At 51.5% G+C, this 12247-nt stretch carries 9 protein-coding genes and 1 tRNA gene; 6 read left to right on the top strand and 4 right to left on the bottom strand.

Annotated elements, in window-relative coordinates; translation table 11 throughout:
- Nucleotides 1-257: 257 nt before the first annotated feature.
- A complete protein-coding gene (locus tag TH61_RS17390; protein WP_066512188.1) occupies nt 258-1382 on the bottom strand; it encodes a site-2 protease family protein in 1125 nt (374 codons plus the stop codon).
- The gene (locus tag TH61_RS17385) at nt 1372-2016 is read right to left on the bottom strand and encodes an HAD family phosphatase (RefSeq protein WP_066512187.1); all 645 of its coding nucleotides are present in this window, start codon (nt 2014-2016) and stop codon (nt 1372-1374) included. Before TH61_RS17385 ends, TH61_RS17390 begins: the two co-directional genes overlap by 11 nt.
- A gap of 79 nt (nt 2017-2095) precedes the next feature.
- Here TH61_RS17385 and TH61_RS17380 point away from each other — a divergent pair.
- From TH61_RS17380 to TH61_RS17370, 3 genes are all read left to right on the top strand, one after another.
- Nucleotides 2096-2169, top strand: a tRNA-Ile gene (locus tag TH61_RS17380).
- Nucleotides 2170-2737: 568 nt separating this feature from the next.
- Nucleotides 2738-3931 (top strand): T9SS type A sorting domain-containing protein, encoded by a 1194-nt coding sequence (locus tag TH61_RS17375; protein WP_157600749.1) that lies wholly within the window; start codon nt 2738-2740, stop codon nt 3929-3931.
- 119 nt (nt 3932-4050) lie between these two features.
- On the top strand, nt 4051-6948 hold the full coding sequence (locus tag TH61_RS17370) for a T9SS type A sorting domain-containing protein (RefSeq protein WP_197464065.1): 2898 nt from the start codon (nt 4051-4053) through the stop codon (nt 6946-6948).
- Nucleotides 6949-7017: 69 nt separating this feature from the next.
- Here TH61_RS17370 and TH61_RS17365 read toward each other — a convergent pair whose 3' ends face one another.
- Nucleotides 7018-8733 carry a gliding motility-associated C-terminal domain-containing protein gene (locus TH61_RS17365; protein WP_066512179.1) on the bottom strand — a complete coding sequence of 572 codons (1716 nt, stop codon included), beginning with the start codon at nt 8731-8733 and terminating at the stop codon, nt 7018-7020.
- 484 nt (nt 8734-9217) lie between these two features.
- Here TH61_RS17365 and TH61_RS18435 point away from each other — a divergent pair, with 484 nt between their 5' ends.
- Together TH61_RS18435 and TH61_RS17885 are read left to right on the top strand one after the other, a co-directional pair.
- Nucleotides 9218-9304, top strand: a complete 87-nt coding sequence (locus TH61_RS18435) for a hypothetical protein (protein ID WP_255360038.1) — start codon at nt 9218-9220, stop codon at nt 9302-9304.
- Nucleotides 9305-9342: 38 nt separating this feature from the next.
- A complete protein-coding gene (locus TH61_RS17885; RefSeq protein WP_066512174.1) occupies nt 9343-9840 on the top strand; it encodes a DNA/RNA non-specific endonuclease in 498 nt (165 codons plus the stop codon).
- 45 nt (nt 9841-9885) lie between these two features.
- On the opposite strand, the gene TH61_RS17355 is transcribed toward TH61_RS17885, so the two are convergent.
- Nucleotides 9886-10710 (bottom strand): RHS repeat protein, encoded by an 825-nt coding sequence (locus TH61_RS17355; RefSeq protein WP_066512173.1) that lies wholly within the window; start codon nt 10708-10710, stop codon nt 9886-9888.
- Nucleotides 10711-10849: 139 nt separating this feature from the next.
- Here TH61_RS17355 and TH61_RS17350 point away from each other — a divergent pair, with 139 nt between their 5' ends.
- A complete protein-coding gene (locus TH61_RS17350; RefSeq protein WP_066512171.1) occupies nt 10850-11770 on the top strand; it encodes a hypothetical protein in 921 nt (306 codons plus the stop codon).
- Nucleotides 11771-12247 lie beyond the last annotated feature (477 nt).

Genomic DNA, 12247 nt, shown 5'->3' with positions numbered 1-12247 from the left:
ACGGTAAAAATGACTGAATGGAATTCTAAAAGATTGAATATTACTTCTATGGTAATCTCTCTTAGAAACTGATCCCATCCCCTAGAAGATAAGTGAATCCATTTGGGCTCGAACCAAATTCCTACCGTATGTAAACCATTTGATAAGAATCCGTTTTTGGCCTGTTTTCCAGAAAAGAGTTAAAAACGGCTGCCTTCCCAATCTCATTCCTCTCTGAAAAATAGCACATCAGCATATTACCCGATTAGCACATTAAATCAGTCAATCAGAAAAGGCGCGGGGCTAAAGCAAAGAACAAAGATGATTAAGGCTAGCCAGCCCAGCCATTTCCTGGAAGTGCTCAAAGGGCGTTCGTCGGGGCAGGGGGGATGGAAGACGCCCATGAACTTTGCCAAAATCAGCCCGAAGACCAACCAACCGTTGTAGCCCTGCGCCTCAGGCATAAAGATGGCCAGCGTCACATGCCCTAGGAACACGCCGGCCACCAGGAAGAGACTTTGCCTGAATTCGGGGAAGAGGGGCTTGAACACAATCATCAGATACGCCAGATAGGCTCCCCACATCCAATAGCTTTCCTCCAAGGGAATGGCCGCTGGAATCAAGCCTATCCCCGCATAGAAGATAAAAATAGCGAAGAGCAGGGGTGATAGCCTATTAAAACGCTCATAGCCCAGCATTCCGTACATGATGTGCCCGCCATCCAATTGCCCGATGGGGAGTAGGTTCAAAGCCGTGAAAAACATAGCCAGGAACCCTGCAAACAGATAGGGGTAGTGCATGAGCTCATACCGGTTGGGCAAGAGGGCCGGGTCAGCCACTACGCGCTCAAAAAAGATAAACAGGAGGTTGCGCCCCAAGGACATGTTACCGCCCTGCTGATACACATAGTCGGCGTACTTGCTGCCATATACCATGTACTCTGGATGGATGGAGTAGATATGCTCTGGCGGCGGAAGGTGCGTAAACCCATACCACAGCAACGGTAAGGCCACTGCAAAGCCCGCTAAAGGCCCGGCAATGCCAATGTCAAAAAACTCCTTTCTAGAGAAGATGCGGTCCTTAATCTTAATGAACGCACCCATAGTACCAATACTGGACGCAATGCCTAGCCACAGGGGTATGTAATAGGGCAGCGTGACCTTTACCTTGTAGTACCTGGCCGTGAAGTAGTGACCAAACTCATGCACCGTCAAGACGCCTAGGAAGGGTAATGAAAAGGCTAAGCCTTGCAGCAATTGCGCGCGCGTAAAAGCGCCGCCCCAGCTAAAGCCAGTGGCGTCAAACAAGAATAGCCTACCCGTTTGCCATTCCGCGCCTGCCAAGGTGGTAGTGACTAGCGTGGTAATGAACAGTAGGATTTGTAAGGCTACCTTACCCTTCATGGGTGGGCAAGGCTTCGGTCAAGGCTTGGTTAATGGTCAAAGGAGGTGCCAAATGCAGCGTCTTGATACCCAACCGCTGCGCACTCTCAATGTGCTGAATGCTATCGTCAATGAACAGGGTCTCTTCGCGCTTTAGGTCATTTTCTTCTAGGATCTGTTCAAAGACGGCCGCGTCTGGCTTGCGCTTGCCCACCAAATGCGAGTAGTACACCTGGTCAAACAAACTATCTAAACTTGGCATCTCAAAGCTCTGGGCAATGATTTCATTGAAGGCCAACATGTGGATAGCGTTGGTATTGCTGAGGAGATACAGCTTATATTTCTTGCCCAACTCACGTAACAAGTCAATTCTTTCTGATGGGATGTCCAACAGCATGGCGTTCCAGGCTTCGTCAATCTGGGCGTCGGTGGCCTCAATGTTGTACTCCTGCCGTAGCATCTGCCGGAAGGCCTCTGAAGAAATCTGGCCCATCTCATATTGGTCAAAGAGTTCAGACTGAGATTTTTGGCTGAAGGCTACCTGGTCGTTTACCTTGCTGAAGGCACGCAAGGCGTCGGTGCTTTTAGCATAGTCCAGGTTGATGATGACTCCGCCCAAGTCGAAGATGATATTTTTTATTGAAGAAAAGTCCACGGAGAGAGTACGTTTTGTTTTGATTTCTAACGTACAAATTTGTAAAATTGCACTCCCAAATCAAAGAAACGGTTTGGACGGGCCTATAGCTCATTCGGTTAGAGCAACTGACTCATAATCAGTAGGTGCTTGGTTCGATTCCAAGTGGGCCCACCTGATAATCAGCCACTTACGAGGTAAAACTTGTAGGTGGCTTTTTTATTTGCAAGTATTTTCCAAGTAATTGGTTAAATCTGCTTCGGAAACCTGCTAAGTTGAAACGGTAAGGTTTTTCGAAGCAGAGTCTAATAAACCCTAAGACACTGCACTTGGATCTCATTGTTTTCAAAATCAGTCTCAGTAAACCTACTAGCACAAACTAGGTATTAAGTGGCGCATCATGGTTTATACAGAGTGCATGAAGAACATTTAGGTATATCAATACAGGAGAAACAAGATAGTCCGCCTTTTGATAGATTGCCGGCACCTTGTAAAGATTCCCCTACCCGGTCAAATTGAAAGCATTTCGGGACCGGGCCGCGCATCCTGGATTTATATAGTAGGTGCAACTACATAGGTCCCTAAGTGAGATTCATATTTACCCTAACTATTGTATTTTCCCCTCACATTGCGCTTACCTTTATATTGGAAAAGCTATTAACTTCACAAGCATTTATATGAGCCAACCTAAAGGATTACTCATTTGCCTGCAAGTATTCTCCCTTATCCAGTAAGCACGCCAATGAGAAAACCATTACTTTATCGCCTAGGGATCTCATTCCCCTTGTTCCTAGTTTTGCTTGCATCCTTGTGTGCAGGGGCAACCCCCCGTACCGCCGGGCCTGCCAATTTCTCACCCATTAAGAATGGCGTCTATACAAACCAATTTTGGGGTATTGCTTTTTTGACAGGCCCTCCTCAGAAACCTGGTAACATAGTAGCGAGCGCTATGTTGTGCTCGGATGGGATAGTCTACTTCAGCGTACCTATCCAAGTTGGCGTATATGGTTTTATCTGGTCACTCCCAAACGGCTGGGCCATACTCTCTGGGCAGGGCACAAACAGGATCCAAGTGCAGTTGCGGGCTAATACTTTCGGGGTAATATCCGTCTATGCGCCCAACGAATTGGGCGACAGCCCGCCCGCCACCCTGGCATGGCCCAGTGACATGGGGCCAGCCATTGGGAATACCGTAACAGGAGAGCAGGAGGTTTGTGCCGGAGCTACAGCCTCTTTATTGACTGGCGGGATACCTGCCGGAGGACCCTACACATACCGCTGGGAGAGAAGTACCGCAGGAAGTTCCAGCGGATACACCCCGGCTGCGGGAGTCAACAACTCTAAGGACTACTCACCCGGCGCACTTGCGGTCACCATCTGGTTCCGGCGGAAGATCATCACCACAGACGGCTGCGAGGCGGCAAGCAACACAGTGAAAGTAGCGGTTTCGGCTCCGCCTATCAAGCCTTCAATTGTCAGGGAGGGGAATACACTCACCTCCAGCGTAGCCGGCGCCTCTTATCAGTGGATCTTAAATGGCAACAACCTTTCCGCCACGACGAAGGAATTGGTCATTGCTGCAAGCGGGTCCTATCAGGTTCGAGTAGTTTCTGAAAAAGGCTGTCTCTCTGCTATCTCTAACCCTCAACAGTTCAACTTACAACCGACAGGCATTAAAAGTGATAGTGAATGGAAAGCTTTTCACCTTGTGCCGAACCCAAGTGGAGGAAGGGTGGGCTTAGAGACGGACAGGCCGTGGTTCAAGGCAGAACTGATGGTGATTGACGCCATGGGCAAGGTCATTTACAAAGAGTTTTTCCAATCTATAAGTACTAAAGAGGAGATTGACTTGGGCAATCTGCCAATTGGCTCTTATTCCGTCCAAATCCGCTCGGGAGAAGCAATGATCTCAAGACGCCTTCTCATCGCCAGGTAATAACTTTACCTAGAGGCACATCTAATGCCTGACCGGTAGTCCTATATTATATTTAATATTCAATGCAGCATTTTAACACAAAGCAGAAATTTAGATTCAGCCTTATCACCCTCTTGTTTTTGGCTTTAACAACAAGAGGGTCGTTGGCACAGATTGCCGTGGTTGAGAAGTGGGACAAGACGTTCGGCGGCGAGGCAGATGAGTTGTTATCCTCCATGATAGCAACCCCGGACGGTGGGTATGTGCTTGCCGGGCACACTTTGTCAGGTGCCGGGGGAGACCTGACGACGGGAAGTGACCCTGGAGTAGAAAGCTGCTGGCTAGTGAAAATCCGAGCTGACGGCTCAAAAGTATGGGATAGGACATATAAATCGGGCGGAAGCCTCCTAAAGCCCGTTGTTATAGCTACCAGTGATGGGGGATTTCTCATTGGTGGGACATTGGATGGTGGTGTAGCTTCTCATTACAGGTCGGAGGATGCTAAAGGTTCGCGGGATTACTGGGTTCTGAAGCTCGACGGCAACGGAAACAAGGAATGGGACCGGACCCTTGGAGGTTCAAATATAGATGACTTTAAGACCTTGGCGCTTGCCCCAGACGGGGGCTACCTGGTGGGCGGAGTTTCTTGGTCGGGCGTCTCCGGTGACAAGACGTCTGGATTGAGGGGAGGGGTTGACTACTGGGTCGTCAAACTGGACAACAAAGGGAAAACCGTCTGGGACAAAACGTTTGGTGGGGCGGGCAGTGATGAACCGGGAAGCATAACTCCAATCCCAGGCGGAGGGTATTTGTTAGGCGGATCTTCTGCCTCAAACGTGGGTGGAGAGAAATCCGAGCCTGTCAAAGGGTGGCGCGGGATGTCTGACTTTTGGATTGTCAAAATCGACGAGGACGGCAATAGGATATGGGACAGAACCATTGGGGGAACAGGGTCTGATTTCTTCGCCTCTCTAAGGCTATTGCCAAGTGGCGAAATGTTGCTAGGCGGAACTTCCAACTCTCTGAAAGGGGAGGACAAGAGCGAGGATTCCCCAGGGAACTACCAGAATGGGGAGCCTGGGAATGATTATTGGGTTATTAAGCTATCGGCCAATGGCGACAAGCTGTGGGACAAGACGATCGCAGGTGATAACAGCGATAACCTAATCTCACTGGACTTGACGGCTGACGGGGGGATATTGTTGAGTGGCCGTTCCTACTCGGGTGCATCCTTTGACAAAATGGAATTGAACCGCGGGGATTTTGACTATTGGGTGGTCCAACTAAACCCGCAGGGCGTCAAAATGTGGGAAAAGGCATTCGGCGGTCCGAAGAAGGATTTCGCCACAGCGGCACTTGTCACCCCGGACGGAGGGTTCCTGGTCGGGGGGTACTCCAACTCCTCCAAAGGCGGTGAAAAATCAGAAAACGCAAGGTATGGGTACGGCCTTCACGACATGTGGGTGGTGAAGGCAAATGTCACTGGCCTCATTTCAACCTTGGTGCCTGTCACAAAGGTGTGGGACAGAAGATTCGGCGGCAGCCAGTCAGAAATCATGTCCTCAATGGTAATGACGCATGAGGGTGGATTTATGCTCGGCGGCTCTTCTCCCTCCCCTGTGAGCGGTGATAAAACTTCTTTCATACAAGATAGGGATATATGGATAGTTAAAACTGACAGGAGCGGCAATAAAATATGGGACAAGACATTTGGGACGGGTACACACGATGACTTAACCACGATTGTCAAAACACCTGACGGTGGGTACCTTCTGGGCGGGACGTCATCGGGCCCAGCGGGAAGTGGTAATAAGACCGCACCTTATAGAGGCTTTACCCATTTTTGGATGATCAAAATTGATGGCGATGGTAATAAGATATGGGAGAATTCATACGGCCCTTGCACGTTGAAAAGTCTGATCATGACTCCAGACGGAGGATATCTCCTAGGTGGCAGCGCATATAGGGGTGTTGAGTACGATAAGACGGATCCAGGTAAGGGAGGGTTTGATTATTGGATTGTTAAAACAGACAGCAAGGGCGTAAAGCAGTGGGACAGGACATTCGGCGGTTCCGGTGAAGAGGAACTCAGGGCTATAGTACCTACGGTTGACGGGGGATTTCTCCTAGGGGGGAGCTCTAATTCTATGGCTGGGCTGGACAAGTCCCAGTCATCTAACAAATGGGATTTATGGTTAGTAAAGCTTACAGCTGACGGGAATAAGGTTTGGGATAGAACCTTCTATGCCGAAGGTGACAATAAGCTGACGGCGCTAACCGCAACCTCCGATGGGAATTTCCTGCTTGGGGGGACCAAGCCCTTTGACAATTCTGACTCTCAGGATTACTGGGTTCTGAAAGTGAATGAGAATGGAAACACTGTATGGGATAAAACCTTCGGAGGGCCCTCGTTTGATAACCTGGGAAGCATTATTGAAACGAGCGACGGGCGCTACCTGATAGGCGGGAGATCAGAGTCTCAGGGGCACCGCGACAAGACAGAAGCTAAAAAAGCATACATCGCTTCAAACTTTTGGGTCTTGATGCTGGACGCGTCGGGGAAGAAACAGTGGGATAAAACACTGGGGAGTGACGGCGGTCAAAATTTGAGCTGTATGTTGGAACTGCCAAACAAGAATTTTTTACTCGGCGGAGTATCTCATTCAATTGTAGGTGGGGACATAACGCAGGATGGTCGGGGGTTTGACGACTTTTGGATCGTTGAAATAAGCGAGGATTATAAATCCGTTACTGGTACGCCTGATTTTGATATCCAAAGTACCAGCCAATTAATAGTTTATCCCAATCCCTCGCGAGGGGAATTCCATGTGAGGCTTGCAGACCCGACAGGCAGGGCCGGTGCCGTCACACTCGTCTTGTATGATGAGGTGGGCAGGATGGTGCTGACCCAGAAGGCGTCCGGGGCGCTACTGTGCGAGGGGGTAGGCATTAATGCCCGTGGGCTAGGCAGAGGGATGTATTACCTGAAAGTCATCGGCCTGGACGAGACCATGACAAAGAAGGTGTTGATCAACTGACACAATATATTCTTAAAACAACTGGGAACCAAGGGTGTTAATAAAAATTAAGCCACGGTTCCCATAATATTACCTAACGAGCTCCACCCATCCTTTTTTCAGTTCGCCTGCGATTTCAATGTTGTAAAAGTATAAGCCCTCTGCACTGTTGTAGGCTTCCCAGCCTTTCGTTCCATCCTTCAGGTCTGCCACCAGCGTGCCCCATCGGCTATAGATCCTCATCCGGACAGGGGAGTCTTTGGGCAGGTTGGCAACCGTGAAAACGTCGTTCACACCGTCACCGTTGGGGGTGAAGATGTTGGGGATGGAGACCTGCGTCACACTGACGGGGAGTTTCATCCTGGCGACAACCATGTCTATCGTGTAAAAGTCCTTCGTCTCAGGTCGGGAGGCGGCCTTGGTACGGACCTGTAGGTCGTCAAACGAAATATCACCTCTGAACTCCCCCAGGACGTAGGCGCTTCCGGCACCGTCCAGCTGGATGTCGGTCCCCATCACGAAACCAGGCCCCCCGGCCTGTCTCACCCACTCCAGCCTGCCCTCCCTGTCCTGGCAGATGACGACAGCCTCCGCTTCGCCGGTACTCAGATTCAGCACCTGGTCCCCCACTTTTGCCGTACCGGAGATGTAGCCGGTGGCATATACCCGGCCATTCCCGTCGATGGCGATGGCGGGACAAAATCCTTCCTCGATAATGGAGGAGACCTGATAGGGTTTGCCGGAGCCGTCAAACTTGGCCACATAGGTACCCGCCCCGTTGTTCGCCCGTATGCCACCCACCTCCGGGTCAACGGCATATAAAAGGAGGTGGGGATTCCCTTTTACGTCGACCTCCACGTCCATGGAGGTCTCCCCCAAATATCCTGAGACCACCCTGTGCCAGGCCTGCCGGCCATCCGGGTCCAGCTTCACTAGGTACACGTCCTGTGCCTTGCTCCTTACCTGCTCTCCCTTGAAGCTCAGGGTCCCCCGGAAGATGCCGGTGTAGTAGATATTGCCGGATGCGTCGGTAGTAAGGCCGGCAGCCTCCACGAAGTCCCGGGTCAGCTGGTCCGGCCCTTCCAGGAAGTTGATGCTAGCCACCTGCGTGTTGCCCCAGAGCACCTCTCCGGCAGGGCTCAGCTTCACCACGAAAAGGCCGACGCTCCTTCCGTCGTTCTTGAGTACCGTGCTCCCGATCCGCATCTCCCCCTTGAACGTTCCCTGGAAGATGACGTTTCCCAGTGGATCCACGGCGATCTGCGGCCAGTCGGGCCTGGCAAGGCCGCTGTCGTAGCTCTGTCTGAGCCAGACGAGGTCCCCGGACGGGCTGAGTTTTGCCAGGAAGAACTCACGGTCGCTGCCGTCAAGGTGCAGGCTGGCCCCGCCTATCTCATGGTTGTCGCCCGGGTTCGCCTTGGTGAAGAACCCGACGATGTATACGTTCCCCTGCGGGTCGAGCGCGAAGTCGATGGCGTCCTCGCCCCCCTTTCCGCCGTATCTTCTCACCCAGGAGAGCCTTCCGCCCTTGTCGTACTTGGCCAGGTAGACGTCTGGGTTCCCTAGCGGGGAGGTGGACTCGAATTCCCTCCCATCGAATATCACGTTGTGCAAGAAGTTGCCCACTACGTAGGTGTTTCCAGCCGCGTCGACCTGTATCTTCCGGGCTAAGGCACCAGCGTATTGCATGGTTGTGCCCGCCGTCTGCACCCACTCAAAACTCTGGGCGGTGGCGTGTAAGGCAGAGAGGGAAAGCATGAGCGCTGAAATAAGGATTGCTTTCCTTATGTAAGGTTGAATGGACATGTGCTGGGCAAAGGGCGTTTTCGGAAGAAGTTGTTTGATAAGCTGGTTCTAAGATAAGGAACTTTAGCGGAGTGCATTTATAATGGCAGGGTATGTTTTGGAATTAAAGCCATAGGCAGCTAACCAGTAATTATCCTTAATACTTTGAAGTATTGATGTTTAGCTCATCTTAGGGAATTTCACCTTTGAAGGTTTGGGTGAACTATCCTGAATGGAATCGGTAAATATACCACCGTGCCAACTGTTTTATTGCAGCCATTAAGAAATCCCATATCTACATAGTCCTATTTTTACTCTTAGCTATTAGCTGTAAAGAGACAGAGGTCGTCCCACAAAGACTTCAGACATCACACCACTGAGTGGGCACCTCACCCTGGGAGACCCCAGCAACGCCACCACAGACCTTAGCAACTTCAATAACTATCTAATGGAGAAGCCTCAGTAAACGCTCTCCTACAGCCGGGACAGAAGCAGGCCCAACTGGGTGGGCTGGCACCTGACTAGGGACTGGATTGGCGATGCCACAAGGCAGGACGACTTCCGGCCCGACAAGAGCCTGCCGACTAGATAGTATAGGATGATGGTCATTACACCGGCAGCGGCTTTGACATGGGCCATAACACGCCCTCAGCAGACAGAACCAAGACCCTGGAAGACAACTCGGCCACCTTCCTGATAACCGACATGGTCCCGCAGGTCCCCAGCAACAACCAACAGACGTGGGCGGGGCTGGAGGACCACACGCGGAACTTGGCACAGGCAGGGAACGAGGTGTATGTGATCATGGGAAGCTACGGGGTGGAAGGCGCAGGTAGCGACGGCACGAAGAACACCATTGACAACGGTAGGGTGACGGTGCCTAGCATGATCTGGAAGGTGATAATGGTTATTCCGTTAGGGGACAATTACGTGAGTCGGGTGACCGAGAATACCAGGGTCATATCGGTGAACACGCCCAACATCAACACGGTCAACTCTTCATGGGGCGGCTACAGGACGATGGTGGATGCCATAGAGGCGGTGAATGGGTATGATCTGCTCACTGAACTGCCAGACGACATAGAGGCGAGGCTGGAGTCAAAGACAGAAAAGGGACCAACCTTCTGACTTTCCACGATTAGCCCCAAACAGGAGAATTTGTGATTTAGATGCCTACCTATTTTCGTACACTACGGTAAAGACGCGTTCGTTGACCTTCATCTCTATCGGGTCACCCTCCCCGTCGTACCTGTAAACCACGTTGATAGGGTTGATCACACCGTTTCCATTTGTGTATTTGATGCTCACGGCGTTGTTGGGGCTGAGGAAGGAGATCAGCGACCGCCGCCCTCTCTGCGCCCCGGTGAGGACGTCAAAGATGTTCTCTTCTGTCGGTCCGCCGTTTGTGTGGAAGTGGTGATGACCGAAGTTGGGGGAGCCCACGACGCGCAGCGGGTTCCTGTGGCCGTCGAAGACCGCCTCCATCGTGCCATAGAGCCCGCCCAGTTCCTCTAGGGAGGTCGACCTATACAGATCCTGCCGGATGACGTTCCCCGAAGCGTCATAGGTGAGAAGGTAATGTGTGGCGAAAGTGTGCGGCTCAGGCCAGTCCATCCGCTCCAGCACGCTCATCCGCTCCATCCTGCCGGTTGCGTCATAGAAGAAGACGCCGGTCTCTATCACCGTGTCGTGCAGCCCCAGCGTGGTGGAGGTCGCCAGCCTTCCGGCGGCGTCATACGTGTACTTTTCTTGCTTGGAACCCACCTGCACCTTTATGAGCCTGCCTGCCGGGTTGTATTCATGGCTCAAAGGCGCGTAATGCCTATACTCCTTCAGCAGCCCCGACTCGTCGTAGGTGAAGGTGCGGGGGGCGTCCGGCTGCCCGTCCTGTCTCAGCGTGTTGATCTCGGTGATGACCTTCTTTGTCGGCTTTGGATCCTCCTCGGTACACGACACAGCCGAAATTAACAAAAGCAGGAAGGGTAGTACTCTTTTCATGTGAGTGGTTGTAATCCATCGCAAAGGTACTTCTTTTGCAAGACAACTGAACACGCCGACCTAGGTTAAATGGCTGATGGGGCGTACTTTTGCAGTCTGGCACTGAGTACATGGTGCTTTTCACAGTCATGCCCACCTTATGAAGAGCAGACTCTATTTTGTACTTGCGTCACTACTAATCTTTTCAGGCTGTGAGTTGACGGACGAAGGACCCACTCTCCCAGTTCCCAAGGTATTCGGTCCGACGGGCAACGTCATCCTTTATCCGACCCACACTGGTTACACCATCAGGTGGGAGGTGCCGGATTCCACACAGTATGTGGAGATGCAGATGATTGCCACGACCGATAGTATGCTTTATAAGAAGGGTGCAAAGGCCTTCGACGGGTATCCCGTCACCTGGCGTGGCGCCAACACTTCTAGGACCCAGGGAGCTTCCATCGGGGTCACGAACGACCCTCAGAGATTCTACGTCGCCTACCGCCTGCGGTACGCCATCATCAAGAACCCCTACCAGGCTGACGAGACCAGACAGGAGAGCGCATGGTCCGACATCCACTACTACCGTCTCTATCCCTTCACTTCGCTTCCCTACCTGTCACTGGACTTTACAGGTAATTTTGATTTCATTACCCAGCCGCAGGGTAATGACCTCAGCGGTCCTGTTAGAAGCGCAAACACCATTAACCTGGACTCACTCATAATGTCGAAGGGCTACGATCTTAGAAAACTGAAGATGGTCAAGCCGACCGGAGGCACCGTGAAGACCCTAGAGGGTGGTTTTAGCAAGTACCACTCCATTGGGGTAGGTTTCAAAGACATAGGGCTTTCCGCCGACCCCGTCGCCTCCTGGCTGGCCGCCTATCAGCCACAACAGAACCCCAGCCTTACGGTGTCTACCAATCATCACCCAAACCGGAACCTGTACGACGACATAGGTGGTAAGAAGTCTCACATGTACATTTCCTACTGGCTCGGGTCAAATGGGGAAAGGGTGCCATCAGGAGAGAGGCAGAAGCTCGCTGTGAGCGTGAAGATGAACTGCTATTTTGAGGAGTAGCCTGCGGGTTTCAAATAATCGGCGGAAGCAATTGGGCATGCAGGCTACACTCCTTACCAGAAAACACTATACCAAAAATGAGTCATAGCAAAAGAAGGGCTACGGGGACAAGGATGAGGACATTTCCCCAAGGAGGTTAAAAAGCGACTTCTCATTTCTCATAGGCCGATGGGTGTTTCAATCCGATAAGAAAGACATAATCGAGAACAACAGATGGGCCAAATTCACCGAATATATCGAGCCGTTTGACTGCTAATTCATAGAGGGGAAGGTTGTTATACTATACCAAGCAGGCATGGCCAATAGGAAGTTTGAATATGACCTGGTTGAGCGGTATGGCTGGCTATATGTCGAAATCCGCTATGGTAATTCGGTAACCCCGCATGAGATGTTTTCTGCTGCAAGGACGATAGAGGTATCCTCCGCTACTAAAACATGGCTGGTGTTACGGGTTTTAGAGGGCGACCGAACCAAGGA

This window comes from Rufibacter sp. DG15C (assembly GCF_001577755.1).
Taxonomy (GTDB): domain Bacteria; phylum Bacteroidota; class Bacteroidia; order Cytophagales; family Hymenobacteraceae; genus Nibribacter.
The sequence above is the reverse complement of the archived record's forward strand: the minus strand, read 5'-3'. Positions and strand labels throughout refer to the sequence as shown.